General features: G+C 46.4%; 12 protein-coding genes. 4 read left to right on the top strand and 8 right to left on the bottom strand.

Annotated elements, in window-relative coordinates:
• Positions 1-188: 188 nt before the first annotated feature.
• Positions 189-1,106 (bottom strand): heme o synthase, encoded by a 918-nt coding sequence (cyoE, locus tag SB724_RS03045; RefSeq protein ID WP_003154486.1) that lies wholly within the window; start codon positions 1,104-1,106, stop codon positions 189-191.
• 343 nt (positions 1,107-1,449) lie between these two features.
• Here cyoE and ctaA point away from each other — a divergent pair, with 343 nt between their 5' ends.
• Positions 1,450-2,376, top strand: coding sequence for a heme A synthase CtaA (gene ctaA / locus SB724_RS03040; RefSeq protein WP_007611205.1), 927 nt, complete (start codon positions 1,450-1,452; stop codon positions 2,374-2,376).
• A gap of 96 nt (positions 2,377-2,472) precedes the next feature.
• Here the strand turns inward: ctaA and pyc are convergent, their stop codons facing one another.
• The 4 genes from pyc to glsA all read right to left on the bottom strand — a co-directional run bounded on the left by pyc (position 2,473) and on the right by glsA (position 8,729).
• Positions 2,473-5,919, bottom strand: a complete 3,447-nt coding sequence (pyc, locus tag SB724_RS03035) for a pyruvate carboxylase (RefSeq protein ID WP_410570042.1) — start codon at positions 5,917-5,919, stop codon at positions 2,473-2,475.
• A 75-nt stretch (positions 5,920-5,994) separates the two neighbouring features.
• Positions 5,995-7,206: an FtsW/RodA/SpoVE family cell cycle protein gene (locus SB724_RS03030; protein ID WP_015239798.1), complete on the bottom strand. Its 1,212-nt coding sequence runs from the start codon at positions 7,204-7,206 to the stop codon at positions 5,995-5,997.
• A 204-nt stretch (positions 7,207-7,410) separates the two neighbouring features.
• Positions 7,411-7,692, bottom strand: coding sequence for an Fpa/YlaN family protein (locus SB724_RS03025; protein WP_003154494.1), 282 nt, complete (start codon positions 7,690-7,692; stop codon positions 7,411-7,413).
• Between the two features lie 107 nt (positions 7,693-7,799).
• A complete protein-coding gene (glsA, locus tag SB724_RS03020; protein WP_038457903.1) occupies positions 7,800-8,729 on the bottom strand; it encodes a glutaminase A in 930 nt (309 codons plus the stop codon).
• A gap of 103 nt (positions 8,730-8,832) precedes the next feature.
• On the opposite strand from glsA, the gene SB724_RS03015 reads away from it, so the two are divergent.
• Complete coding sequence (locus SB724_RS03015) at positions 8,833-9,309, top strand: peptidyl-prolyl cis-trans isomerase (RefSeq protein WP_326156994.1); 477 nt, start codon at positions 8,833-8,835, stop codon at positions 9,307-9,309.
• Here the strand turns inward: SB724_RS03015 and SB724_RS03010 are convergent.
• Complete coding sequence (locus tag SB724_RS03010) at positions 9,304-10,632, bottom strand: PhoH family protein (RefSeq protein ID WP_007409679.1); 1,329 nt, start codon at positions 10,630-10,632, stop codon at positions 9,304-9,306. The genes SB724_RS03015 and SB724_RS03010 overlap by 6 nt on opposite strands.
• 154 nt (positions 10,633-10,786) lie before the next feature.
• On the opposite strand from SB724_RS03010, the gene SB724_RS03005 reads away from it, so the two are divergent.
• Together SB724_RS03005 and SB724_RS03000 are read left to right on the top strand one after the other, a co-directional pair.
• Positions 10,787-11,410, top strand: coding sequence for a YhcN/YlaJ family sporulation lipoprotein (locus tag SB724_RS03005; protein ID WP_012117484.1), 624 nt, complete (start codon positions 10,787-10,789; stop codon positions 11,408-11,410).
• Between the two features lie 102 nt (positions 11,411-11,512).
• On the top strand, positions 11,513-11,722 hold the full coding sequence (locus SB724_RS03000; RefSeq protein WP_007409677.1) for a YlaI family protein: 210 nt from the start codon (positions 11,513-11,515) through the stop codon (positions 11,720-11,722).
• Between the two features lie 41 nt (positions 11,723-11,763).
• On the opposite strand, the gene SB724_RS02995 is transcribed toward SB724_RS03000, so the two are convergent.
• Positions 11,764-12,084 carry a YlaH-like family protein gene (locus SB724_RS02995; RefSeq protein WP_410570040.1) on the bottom strand — a complete coding sequence of 107 codons (321 nt, stop codon included), beginning with the start codon at positions 12,082-12,084 and terminating at the stop codon, positions 11,764-11,766.
• A 56-nt stretch (positions 12,085-12,140) separates the two neighbouring features.
• Complete coding sequence (typA, locus tag SB724_RS02990) at positions 12,141-13,979, bottom strand: translational GTPase TypA (protein ID WP_007409675.1); 1,839 nt, start codon at positions 13,977-13,979, stop codon at positions 12,141-12,143.
• Positions 13,980-13,985 lie beyond the last annotated feature (6 nt).

Here is a 13,985-nt window from a genome sequence, read left to right as displayed (position 1 = left end):
GAGATGCACAAGCAGTAAAACTGCTTCCAGCCGAAATACTTCATTTCCTCATTTCTTAAAATATGAGATTTTTTACTTAAAATTCCATCTATGTATAAAAGCAAAGCCGCCTGATTAAACAAAAGGTCAAGGCGGCGTTTACTAGTTGTCATTGTTTGTTTTGGCGATCAAACAAGCTCATTATTCAATTAAAACAGCGTGAAGACCACCATCGCTACAAAATAAATGGTCATGTAATTAAGCGAATAGACAAACATAAGAGTTGCCCACTTCATGATGTTTTTCATGCGGAATCCCATCAGTCCGAGAACAAGCCATCCGACATTCAGCAAAGTGCCAAGAATGACGATCGGAAGACCGAGACTGCCGAGGAAAAACGGCAGCGGCAGCAGGCATGCGACCCAGACGATAATCTGTCTTTTCGTCACTTCAAAGCCGTGCACTACCGGAAGCATCGGAATATTCGCTGCTCTGTAATCTTCCGTCTTTTTAATCGCAAGCGCTAAAAAGTGCGGAATCTGCCAGATGAATAAAATCATGAATAAAACCCACGCGACAACACCGATGTGCCCTTCAACCGCTGTCCAGCCGATTAACGGCGGCACGGCGCCTGATACACTTCCGACAACCGTATTAATCGTATAACGGCGTTTCGTCCACATTGTATAAAGAACAACGTACGTAAACACGCCGATAAAACCGATGACTGCTGCCATCACGGTGGTCATCAAAAGCATGATAAGTCCTAAAGCAATGAGTAAAATTCCTGACCACAGCGCTTGATTCGGCTGAATCTTTCCGGTTACCGTCGGTCTTACTTTCGTGCGTTCCATTAAATGATCAATATCACGGTCGTAATAGTTGTTAACCGCACAAGAACCGGCGATGATCAAAGAAGATCCTATTAATGTAAGAAGCACGGTGTTTAAATTGCCTAAAAAACTCAGACCGGATATATGTAACGCAAGCCACATGCCGGTAAAAGTCGTAATTAAATTCGAATTGACGATTCCTATTTTAATAAGCGAAAGGAAATCCTTCCATGCCGTCGTCTCTTCAATCTGTCCGTCTATAGCTGTATCGTTTAAAATTCTGGAATTAGCCATAACGTAAACCTCCCTTACAAACCTAAAGCAGGTTTTTTAAGACCTGCAACTCTATCATACAAGATAATGACCTGTAAAAAAACATCCTCTTAAATATTAAACGAGAAACAGGAATTTATTTGTGAACTTTTTATGAATTTTACCAAATCCGCCGGTTTCATAATAAAGCGGTTACTTTATTTCTATCAGACCCATCTGGAATAATCAACCCCATTATCTAAGAAGTCCTGATTCTATTATATTTTTGTGAACAAACAGAATTGAGAATTGCCACAAAACACATATTCGCTTACACTTGGTACGTATATCATTTTGTCCAGTTTGTTAAGAAGGTGAATGTAAAATGAATAAAGCTTTGAAAGCGCTCGGCGTGCTGACGACATTCGTTATGCTCGTCGTGCTGATCGGCGGCGCTCTTGTCACAAAGACAGGATCGGGTCTCGGATGCGGAAGGCAGTGGCCGCTTTGCCACGGCCGGTTTTTCCCGGAGCTTAACGCCGCTTCTATCATTGAATGGAGCCACAGACTCGCAAGCGGTGTCTCAATCGTTCTCGTGCTGAGTCTCGCTTTTTGGGCATGGAGAAAAGTCACGCCTGTTTTCCGTGAAACAACCTTTCTCGCCATTATGTCCATTATCTTTTTATTTTTACAGGCGCTTCTCGGCGCATTAGCGGTTGTTTTCGGATCAAATGCGCTCGTTATGGCGCTTCATTTCGGCATATCGCTGATTTCTTTCGCTTCTGTTCTGATTTTGACGCTGCTCATATTCGAAGCTGATAAATCAGACAAAAAGCTCGTCAAGCCGCTGAGAATCGGCAGGAAAATGCAGTTTCATATGATCGGCCTTTCGATTTACACGTATATCGTCGTTTATACGGGAGCTTATGTGCGCCATACGAAATCAAGCCTTGCCTGCCCTGACGTTCCGCTTTGCAGCAGGCTGAATCACGGGCTTCCGTCCCATTTTCAGGAATGGGTGCAGATGGGCCACAGAACGGCAGCGCTGCTTCTGTTCGTATGGATTCTTGTCGCTTTTGCACATGCGGTGCGCTCCTACAAAGACCAAAAACAGATTCTTGGAGGCTGGATAGCGGCTCTTGCCTTTGTTGTATTACAGGCGCTCTCCGGAATCATGGTTGTTTATTCAGAAATGGCCACCGGCTTTGCACTTGCCCATTCGCTCTTTATTGCCGGCCTGTTCGGCGTCTTATGCTATTTCTTATTATTAATCGCCCGCTTCCGCTATGAATCAAAACAGCGGAACATCTGAGGCACATGAAAAGGCCGAAGCATTAGAGCTTCGGCCTTTTTACATATAAAAACCTGATCGCACACGGGGGCGGATCAGGTTTTTTATGTTCATTTTTTACGCTTTTTCAATTTCGATCAGTAAATCGCCTGTCTGAATCGGTTCACCGTTTTTCACATGAATCTGCTGTATCGTCCCGGAGAACGGCGCCTGTACCGTCGTCTCCATTTTCATCGCTTCATTAATCATCAGATGATCGCCTTTATTCACCTTTGCCCCGGTTTCCGTTAACAATTTAATGACGGTTCCCGGCATGGATGCCGCAATGTGGCTTGGGTTTGTCCGATCTGCTTTTAATTTTTCCTGTACGGACGATTTAATGCTTTCATCTTTAATGACCACCTCGCGCGGCTGGCCGTTCAATTCGAAATAAACGACACGTGTTGCATCTGGCTGCGGTTCACCGATAGATACAAGCTTCACGATCAGCGTTTTTCCGCGCTCGATTTCCACTTCGATTTCTTCACCGAGTGTCATGCCATAGAAGAAAGTCGGTGTGTCTAATACGGAAATATCACCGAAGCGTTCTGCCGTTTTAACATATTCAGTAAACACCTTCGGATAAAGAGCATACGCGATTGCGTCCTGATCACTCAATTCCATCTGATGTGTTTCTTTCCATTCTTCTTTAATGCCTTCAAAAGATACCGGTTCAAGCAGCTCACCCGGTCTTACCGTGATCGGCGTCTGTCCTTTCAGAACGAGCTTTTGCAGTTTTTCCGGAAATCCGCCGTGCGGCTGGCCGATCTGCCCTTTAAAGAGCTCAACGACTGAATCCGGAAAATCAAGCGTTTCGCCTTTATCATAAACATCTTGTTCTGTTAAATTGTTTTGCACCATGTAAAGCGCCATATCTCCGACGACTTTGGAAGAAGGTGTTACTTTCACGACGTCGCCGAACATGCGGTTGACGACGCTGTACATGTCTTTCACCTCATTCCAGCGATCACCGAGGCCGACTCCTTTTGCCTGCTGCTGAAGATTGCTGTACTGGCCGCCCGGCATTTCATGATTATAAATCTCAGTATGCGGAGACTTCATCCCGCTTTCAAATTCACTGTAATACTGACGAACGGATTCCCAGTATTGCGACAGTCTTTCCACCTGCCGGACATCCATTTCAGGACGGCGGCTGTTTCCTTCAAGGGCATGATAAAATCCGCTTGCGCTCGGCTGTGAAGTCAGACCCGCCATTGAGCTGACGGCGACATCCACGATGTCCACACCCGCTTCAACAGCTTTGGCATAGAGAAAGACGCCATTGCCGCTCGTATCATGCGTGTGAAGATGAACGGGAATATCAATCGTTTCCTTCAGCGCTGAGATAAGTTCGTATGCGGCTTGAGGTTTCAAAAGACCGGCCATGTCTTTAATACCGAGAATGTGCGCACCAGACGCCTCAAGCTCTTTCGCCATAGAAAGATAATATTGCAAATCATATTTCGTCCGGGTCTTATCAAGAATATCTCCCGTGTAACAAATCGCGGCCTCCGCCACTTTTCCGGTTTTACGGACGGCATCGATGGCCAGCGTCATCCCTTTTACCCAGTTCAGGCTGTCAAAGATCCGGAATACGTCAATACCTGACTCCGCTGACTGCCGGACAAATTTTTGGATGACATTGTCCGGATAGTTTGTATAACCGACGGCATTTGATGAACGAAGCAGCATCTGGAACAATGTGTTCGGCACTTCTTTGCGAAGATCTTCAAGGCGTTTCCAAGGGTCTTCTTTTAAGAAACGGTACGCTACATCAAATGTCGCGCCTCCCCACATTTCAAGGCTGAACAGTTCAGGCCACAGGGCAGCCGTAGGATTCGCGATTTTTTTCAAATCATTGGATCTGATCCGGGTTGCAAGCAGAGACTGATGGGCATCCCTGAACGTTGTATCGGTCAGGAGCACGGATTTTTGCTCTTTCACCCAGTCTGCAAGCCCCTCAGCGCCTCTTTCGTCAAGGATCTGTTTCGTACCGCTTGCCGGCTTTTCTTCGATACCTAACGTAACGGTCTGAGGCTTATCAAATGCAGGTTTTTCTTTTTTCCCGATTCCCGGAAAACCGTTCACCGTGACATTGCCGATATAGGAAAGCATTTTTGTTCCGCGGTCCTTCTGTTTTGGGAAAACAAACAGCTCAGGCGTTGTGTCGATAAACGATGTGTCATATTGGCCCGTCAGGAATTTTTCATGCTTTGCCACGTTTTCAAGAAATGGAATATTGGTCTTAATGCCCCTGATCCTGAATTCCTGCAGGTTGCGGACCATTTTTGCTGATGCCTGTTCAAACGTCAGCGCCCATGTCGACAGCTTGACGAGCAGTGAATCATAGTAAGGCGTGATGACGGCGCCCTGGAAGCTGTTTCCCGTATCAAGGCGGACGCCGAAGCCGCCGCCTGAGCGGTAAGCCATAATTTTACCCGTGTCAGGCATAAAGTCATTCAGCGGATCTTCAGTGGTCACACGTGATTGTATCGCATACCCGTTTGTAAAAATGTCTTTCTGCTCAGGGATATTGACGGCACGGCTGTGCAGTCCGTGGCCCTGCGCCACGAGGATTTGCGTCTGAACGATATCAACCCCCGTTATCATTTCCGTAATCGTATGCTCCACTTGCACACGCGGGTTCACTTCAATAAAGTAAAATTCACCGCCCGCTACGAGAAATTCCACGGTCCCCGCGTTGATATAGCCGACATTTTTCGCAAGCGCCACAGCCGCTTCACAGATTTCGTCCCTTAATTCAGGCTGCAAAGATACACTCGGCGCCACCTCAATGACCTTTTGATGGCGTCTCTGAACGGAACAGTCCCGCTCATACAGATGGACGACATTGCCTTCTTTATCTCCGATCACCTGAACTTCAATATGCTTAGGATTTTCGATCAGTTTTTCAACATACACTTCATCGTTTCCGAATGCGGCTTTCGCTTCTGATTTGGCCCGTTCAAACGATTCTTTCAATTCGCTTTCGCTTCGGACGATTCTCATTCCGCGGCCTCCGCCTCCGAGCGATGCTTTAATAATAAACGGAAATCCGTGGACTTTTGCGAATTGTTCGACATCTTTTAATGTTTCAGCCGGTCCGTCACTCCCCGGAATAACGGGGATGCCGGCTTTTTCTGCCTGCTCCCTCGCCTTTACCTTATCTCCGAACATATCCAAATGCGCTGACGTCGGTCCGATAAATACGATGCCCTCTTCTTCACAGCGTCTCGCAAATTGGATATTTTCAGAGAGAAATCCGTAGCCCGGATGAATGGCATCAACACCGTTTCTTTTGGCGATCTCAATAATCCCTTCAATATCAAGATACGCATCAATCGGTTTTTTGCCTTCTCCCACAAGATAAGCTTCATCCGCTTTATAGCGATGATAGGAGCCCGAATCTTCTTTTGAATAAACGGCTACCGTTCTGATGTTCAATTCTGTGCACGCCCGGAAAATCCGAATCGCAATTTCTCCCCTGTTTGCTACTAACACTTTTTGGATGGATTGTTGTGACAAACTTTTCTCCCCCTTGGCCTAATAAATATGTAGTTTATAATAAAGGAATATCCGTCCTGTGTATACACTTGTTTTTTAGAGATACACAGATTTTTCCGTCTGCCGTCTTTTTACCCCCTTAGACGGAACGGGCTCCCTCTTTTTCTTCTTTTCTGAGTACTTGACATGCATGCTGACATTCACCAATATACCGGCGCTCATTAATAACAACAACATTGATGAGCCCCCGTAGCTGATAAACGGCAGCGGAACACCTGTAATCGGAATTAAGCCGCTGACACCGCCGAGATTGATAAAAGTCTGAATCGCAATCATGCTGGATATCCCGATTGCCAAAAGGCTCCCGAACGGATCTTCACATTTTCTCGCAATATAAAAACCTTTTAACACGACAAAAGCCAGCAGCACAATGACAAACAGGACGCCGAAAATGCCGAGCTCCTCTGAAATAACCGCCATAATAAAGTCTGTATGCGATTCAGGCAGATAACCGTATTTTTGAATGCCTTCTCCAAGACCGAGACCGAAAAAACCGCCTGAGCCGATCGCATAATACGAATTTATAATCTGCAGGCCTGATGTGCTGGCGTATTTAAATGGATTTTCAAGGCTTTCAAACCGGCTCATACGACCGGGTGTCAAAATATCGTCCCATTTCAGATAGATGATCGGGCTGACAAGGAGCAATACGATTCCCGCCATGAGAACCAGCCTGAGCAGGGTCCTTCCGCTGAATCCCGAACACATAATGACACAAAACGCGATCAGACCGATAATCATCGCCGTTCCGAAGTCGGGCTGAATGGCGATAAGCGCACAAATAACTACGGTGACGATCACCGGCGGAGCAACCCCCGTCAAAAGCTGATCGATGTAGCTTTGTTTCTTTGCGTATACCGCGGCAAGGTACAGTATCAGGGTCAGCTTGACAAATTCCCCCGGCTGAATGGCCATTCCGCCGATTTTAAACCAGCTTTGCGCGTTTCCGGCAACATGTCCGAAAACAAACAGCGCGCAAAGCGCAGCCACTGACGCAAGCAGTATGAATTTCTGAATCTTTTGATGGGCGAACACTTTGTACGGAAAAACGGCCGCGATGATAAACAGCACAAACCCCGCGATGACGGCGAACAGCTGCCGTTTAAAGAAATAGTCGCTGCTCACGCCGTAACGCATAACGGCGGTAATCATGCTTGAGCTGTATACCATTACCAATCCGAAACAGCACAGCAGAATGATAGCGCATATCAATGAATAATCGTAAGATTTTAACATTCTTTTAAACATAACATCCTCTTTCCTGCTTAAAGCTTACGTTTAATACCTATAGCGTATTATATTTTACTATAATTCATAAACAATTTACGCAGTTTCTTTATAGTTTTTCGGATGAAATGCAGATTAAGAGACCGTCTTACGAAAAGAAGATGCAAAAAAACGGTTTACGGTTATAAAAAAACCCAAACCGTTGAATAGTTTGAGTTTGATCATTTATTTTCCTGTAAACGCGTCATGCAAAGCAGACAGTTCTCTTTCAAGTCTGTCCAGCAGCTCTTTGCCGTCGTTTTCGTCAACTAATCCCAGGCGGACAGCAAAATCGATTTCCCTCGACAGTCCGAACATCTGAGTATCCAAGACCTCTTCATACAGAGGACATTGAGGCATCGTTAAGTTATCCATTTGTACTCGGATCAGCTTCAAAATCTTCTCAGCATCTAACTTCAACAGCTCGAATGCTTTCTGCTGATGGTCAACTATAATCTCTGAAGCCAAAAGTATCCCTCCGTTCCCCAGGCGAGTACCTAATTCTTCTATTTATCATAAAGGGTATCAGGTGAAATTGCAAGAGGATTTAAGCAGATGTTATGATAAAAAATGTTTCAAAAAATACTCAGCCTGTATTTCTCAGACATGATTTCCAAAAGCTTCACACCCGCGATGCTGTTGCCTTTTTCATCAAGCGCCGGGCCGAATATACCGATTCCGAAGTTGTACGGCGAAATGCCCATGATTCCTCCCGAAACGCCGCTTTTAGCGGGAATGCCAACCTTGATTGCGAATTCCCCGCTCGCATTGTACATGCCGCATGTCACCATAAACGTCTTGCAGATTCTCGCCACATCTTTTTTAATGACCTGCTCCCCGGTTTCCGGGTGCTTGCCGTCAAGGGCGAATACACAGCCGATTTTGGCTAAATCCAGACTGCTCATCTTAATCGCGCACTGTTTTGTATACAAATCCATGACCTCTTCAACATCGCCTTTAAAAATGTCATACTGCTTCATGTAATAACACATGGCCCGATTAATCATGGATGAACTGAATTCCGATTCCGCGACATGGCTGCAATATGTAATGTCCTGATTATTCGCAAGTCTTCTGATGAATCCGAGCAGGTAATCCAGGCGGTCTTTCGGCGAATGCCCTTTAATTAAGCCCGTAACGACGAGAGCCCCTGCATTAATCATCGGATTTAAAGGCTTGCCCGGATTCACTGTTTCAAGCTTAATCATGGAATTAAACGGGTCGCCGGTCGGCTCCTGACCCACGCAGCTGAACACCTTTTCCTTTCCGTAATCCATCAGTACGAGCGCCAGAGAAAGCACTTTCGAAATGCTCTGCAGCGTAAATGTCCGGTCGGCGTCTCCTGCCGTCAGACATGTATTTTCCGCATGATAAATCGTGACCGAAAGGCTGTCTTGTTCAGATTCAGCCAGAGCCGGAATATAGTCTGCCACTTTGCCTTCTTCGGTTCTTTTTTTCGCTTCCTGAACTAATGCGTCCAGCTCTTGGTAATGCCGGCATACCATGTCGATCACCCTCACTTCGCTGCCGTTGTATACATCTAATTTGCGACGCAAAGTGACAATTCATGCGAAAACTTTTATACTTTAAGTAAAGGGGGGCTTCACCATGTGCGTTATTCAAGTAAAAGGCAATGTTACATACCCGATTACAATTGATCCGAGTGTCTGGATTTTCGATGACCGCAAGTTTCCGTTTGAAAAAAATCAGCCCGTTCATCCGGACGGCTCTGCAGAAACCCAGGAGCATACGCTTGATCCGGAACGGGTGATCAGAGAAGGGCGCATTTCGCCGCCGACTTTAAAAAGCGAAAAACGTTATGAAAAAGAAAGACTGATGAACGGCAGCTTCGCCATGAAGCTCGGCGCTGTTTTAGCAAATGCCGAGCCGAAAGAAAGCGCTGTCCTGTGCGCATTTATTTCAAAATCAGAAAGAACCGAAGTGCCGCTCGAAAAGGCGATGGACGCAATCGCGCATTTCAGCGATGCGGGGAAACCCCTTCAAGACGGCGGCCCGGTCCATTTTTACGTGGACGGAGACTTTGAAAAACCGATAACGGGCGTCACAGAAATCGAAGTTTTATAACAAATCGGCGGCAAGCTGTGCAAGGCCGGATCTCTCACCTTTCACAAGCTTCACGCTGCCGGAGACGGTTTGTTCTTTAAACCGTTCTACAACATAAGCAAGTCCGTTGTTTAAACTGTCTAAGTATGGGTGATCTATTTGCTCCGGATCGCCCATCAAGACAATTTTGCTGCCCTCTCCCACCCGTGTCAAAAGCGTTTTGACCTCGTGCCTCGTCAAATTCTGAGCCTCATCAATAATAATAAACTGATCCGGAATGCTTCTTCCCCGAATGTATGTCAGCGCCTCCACCTGAATCGATCCGATTCCTGCCAAAATCGCTTCAAGTTCACCCGGCTTTTTCGCATTGAATAAAAATTCAAGATTATCAAAGATCGGCTGCATCCACGGCTTGAGCTTTTCCTCTTTTTCGCCCGGCAAATATCCGATATCCTTTCCCACCGGGACGATGGGACGCGCGACGATCAGTTTTTTATAAATCCCGAGATCCTCCGTCTGCAGAAGCCCTGCCGCGAGAGCAAGCAAGGTTTTTCCCGTTCCCGCTTTTCCGATCAGGGTGACAAGCGGGATATCTTCCCTCAGCAGGAGTTCAAGCGCCATTGTCTGCTGAACGTTCTTCGGCCTGATACCCCATACGTGCTCATCATCGAAAACGAGTCTTTTTACGGTCTCGCCTTTCTTATCTGTCATGCCGACCGCAGACGAAGATCCTCCTAATTCATCTTTCATCAGCACAAATTGATTCGGATAAACCTGATGCTGCTGGAGCTCCTTGACTGAAATTTGTTTATTTTTATAAAACGAGGCAAACCGCTCTTTATTCATAAATATATCTTTGTACCCGCTATATATTTCATCATGGTCAACGACTCTGTCGTTTAAAAAGTCCTCCGCCAAAAGCCCGATGGCATCCGCCTTTACCCTGACAAGCACATCTTTGCTGACCAGGATGACGAGGCGGCCGTTTTCTTTCGTTTCCTCCTCAAGGCTTAAATTTTTTGCCACCGCCAAAATGCGGTTATCATTCGTTTTTTCGATAAAAATTTCTTGGAGCTGGTGAAATGACCGGTGGTTCAGTTCAATTCTGAGCGTTCCTCCGCTTTCAAGCGGAACTTTCTCGTGCAGCCTTCCTTTCTCCCTGAGCCCGTCTATCAGCTTAGATACGTGCCTCGCATTTCTCCCGACCTCGTCCATATACCGCTTTTTTGAATCGACCTCTTCCAGCACGACGGCGGGGATGACAACTTCGTTTTCTTCAAAGGAAAAAATGGCGTTAGGATCCTGCAAAAGTACATTCGTATCTAACACATAAATTTTACTCAAGTCTCAGCCTCCTGAAATAAGGATCAAAGCCCATCGTGTGCTTCTCTTTCCGCGAATAACGGGGATGCCTGCTAAAATATATGATTTTGTGAATAAAGATAGAAGGTTAATTCAACAATAAAATAAATGAAAGCATTCAAGGAGGAAATCTGACGTGCGAATTCTTTTCATTATCATACAAGCCTTGTTTATCCTTACCGGCTGCACTGCTGTACAGGACGGCCGCGGCCGTAATATTCAGAACGAATCAGCCGATCAGCGCGATGCAAAACCGATCCATGTGAAAAATACGGCTCCTGAGACAGCTGAAAATCCCGGCCGGACAGACATCGCTAAGCATCTCGTCGAGGTAACCGAAAAAATCCCCGGCATTTCAGATGCCACCGCGGTTGTACTCGGAAGATACTCCGTTGTCGGTATCGATGTGGATGACAATTTAGAAAGAAGCAAAGTGGAGAGCATTAAATACACGGTTGCCCAGGCGTTAAAAAACGATCCTTACGGCGCCAATGCCGTTGTCGTGGCTGATCCTGATACGGTTTCCCGTCTGAGAGGCATGGGCAGCGACATTAAGGCCGGCCGCCCCGTTTCAGGCATTTTGGACGAACTTGCCGCCATCGTCGGTCGTGTCATGCCGGAAGTCCCGAATGATGTGACCGACAATGAAAAAGAATCACCGACTCAATCGAATGATGATCAGCTGAACCAAAGAGACCAGAACAAGCTGCAGAACGAACAGAACGATCAATCGGATCATCATATGAAAAACCGCCGGTAAAAAGCAGCGCCCGCTCCAAAGGAAGGGCGCTGCTTTCTTTCCCTTTGGCAGGAGGGGCATCCATGATATAATGCTTGTCATAGTGAAAGAGGTGAAAAATCAATGAGAGTAAAATGTTCCATTTGCGACAAAATCGAACAAATTGATGATGAAACACTGACAGCCAAACGCCTCCGCAATCGTCCGATTCATACATATATGTGCCGGGAATGCCATGACCGAATCAAAGTCAAAACGGAGGCACGGCTGAATACCGGCCACTTTTCCTTTCATCCCGGACAAAAAGCGAAAAAAGATAAACTAAAAAAATAAACCGAATAAAAAATGACCCGCCGGAAGGCAAGGTCATTTTTTTATTGCGGTTTAGCTGACTGGCTTTTTTTGGACTGGTGCAGACGGATTTTGTAAATGATCAAAATCAAGGCGGCGACAACAAGCCCTTCTCCGACCGGCAGAAACACACCGAAAAAAGTCAGTACGGTGCAGCCGAGCACGAGAAAGAGATAAACTGCCGCAGCCTTCAACATCGGCAGCCGTTTGGCAAAGCCGAGTTTAAATACAATCACCGAAAGCACGACGATCGTTCCGTATAACAGCCACATTCCCGTCAGCGGATGCTCATCCACTTGGTAAAGAGCCGCAAAGAACGACAGCCGTTCACTTACTTCATTCAAAAGGATCCCCCTCCCCTTTTCCGTTCGGGTTCTACCTCTTCAAATTCTGCAAGTGATTAAGACATTCCTGCTGTTTTTTTCTTTTTCGCCGCTTTTTCACGTTCGTTTTTATTCAGGATTTTCTTTCTTAAACGGATGGATTCCGGCGTTACTTCACAGTATTCATCTTCGTTTAAGTACTCGAGTGATTCTTCAAGCGACATAATGCGCGCTTTCTTAATCGTAGTCGTTTGATCCTTCGTAGCGGAACGGACGTTTGTCTGCTGTTTCATTTTGCTGACATTGACGACAAGGTCATTGTCACGGTTATGTTCGCCGACAATCATGCCTTCATATACTTCTGTTCCAGGCTCAACGAAGATGACGCCGCGGTCTTCAATACCTTGAATTCCGTAAGATGTCGCTTTTCCGTTTTCCATGGAAACGAGCACACCCTGACGTCGGCCTCCGACTTGGCCTTTTTGCATCGGCTGATAGCTGTCAAACGTGTGGTTCAGGATACCGAACCCGCGTGTCAGTGACAGAAACTCAGTAGAATAGCCGATGAGTCCGCGTGAAGGTACGGTAAAGATCAGGCGGACCTGGCCGTTTCCGTTATTAATCATATCAAGCATTTCGCCTTTTCTCGCACCCATTGATTCCATAACAGAACCGGTATGCTCTTCAGGCACGTCAATCTGTACGCGCTCAACAGGCTCACAGCTTACGCCGTCGATTTCCTTAATGATAACTTCAGGTTTAGACACTTGAAGCTCATAGCCTTCACGGCGCATGTTTTCAATTAAAATGGACAGGTGAAGCTCACCGCGTCCTGAAACAACCCATGCGTCAGGTGATGCAGTCGGTTCGACACGAAGACTGACGTCTGTTTGAAGCTGGGCGTTCAGACGCTCTTCAATTTTGCGGGCTGTGACATATTTGCCTTCACGGCCTGCAAACGGGCTGTTGTTTACAACAAATGTCATTTGGAGCGTAGGCTCATCAATGCGCAGAACCGGCAGCGGCTCATGGTGGTCAGCCGGACAAACCGTTTCACCGACGTTGATGTCTTCCATGCCCGAAACGGCAACGAGGTCTCCCGCTCTCGCTTCTTCAATTTCCACGCGTTTCAATCCTTGGAAACCGAAGATTTTCGTTACGCGGAATGATTTTACCGTTCCATCAAGTTTCATCAATGAAACCTGCTGACCCACTTTCATCGTGCCGCGGAAAACGCGTCCGATACCGATACGGCCGACATAATCATTGTAATCAAGCAGCGCCACTTGGAATTGAAGAGGCTCTTCGGCGTTATCTACCGGGGCAGGGACATGTTCAAGAATCGTTTCATACAGTGATTCCATATTTTCGTCCTGCTTTTTCGGATCCAGACTTGCCGTTCCGTTAATCGCAGAAGCGTAGACGACAGGGAACTCAAGCTGTTGTTCGTTTGCGTCAAGCTCGATGAACAAATCAAGCACTTCATCAATGACTTCTTCCGGGCGGGCGAAATCACGGTCGATTTTGTTTACGACGACAACCGGATTTAAGTTCTGCTCAAGGGCTTTTTTCAGTACAAAACGGGTTTGCGGCATGCAGCCTTCATATGCGTCAACGACTAACAGAACGCCGTCAACCATTTTCATAATCCGTTCTACCTCTCCGCCGAAGTCGGCGTGTCCCGGAGTGTCCAAAATATTAATGCGTGTATCTTTATAGTTAATCGCAGTATTTTTCGCAAGAATTGTAATACCGCGTTCACGTTCAAGATCGTTTGAATCCATTGCGCGTTCGGCAATATTTTCGTTGGCACGGAATGTTCCGGCTTGGTGAAGCAATTGGTCTACCAAAGTCGTTTTCCCATGGTCAACGTGGGCAATAATCGCGATGTTGCGAAGATCGTTTCGAAGTTTCACATTTTC

It is taken from the genome of Bacillus sp. SIMBA_031, from assembly GCF_046535225.1.
GTDB lineage: Bacteria > Bacillota > Bacilli > Bacillales > Bacillaceae > Bacillus > Bacillus velezensis.
The sequence above is the reverse complement of the archived record's forward strand: the minus strand, read 5'-3'. Positions and strand labels throughout refer to the sequence as shown.

Excerpts from the sequence above, each read along its gene's own strand:
- cyoE (WP_003154486.1), bottom strand. The coding sequence starts at position 1,106 with ATGGCTAATTCCAGAATTTTAAACGATACAGCTATAGACGGACAGATT.
- ctaA (WP_007611205.1), top strand. The coding sequence starts at position 1,450 with ATGAATAAAGCTTTGAAAGCGCTCGGCGTGCTGACGACATTCGTTATG.
- SB724_RS03030 (WP_015239798.1), bottom strand. The coding sequence starts at position 7,206 with ATGTTTAAAAGAATGTTAAAATCTTACGATTATTCATTGATATGCGCT.
- glsA (WP_038457903.1), bottom strand. The coding sequence starts at position 8,729 with ATGGTATGCCGGCATTACCAAGAGCTGGACGCATTAGTTCAGGAAGCG.
- SB724_RS03015 (WP_326156994.1), top strand. The coding sequence starts at position 8,833 with ATGTGCGTTATTCAAGTAAAAGGCAATGTTACATACCCGATTACAATT.
- SB724_RS03000 (WP_007409677.1), top strand. The coding sequence starts at position 11,513 with ATGAGAGTAAAATGTTCCATTTGCGACAAAATCGAACAAATTGATGAT.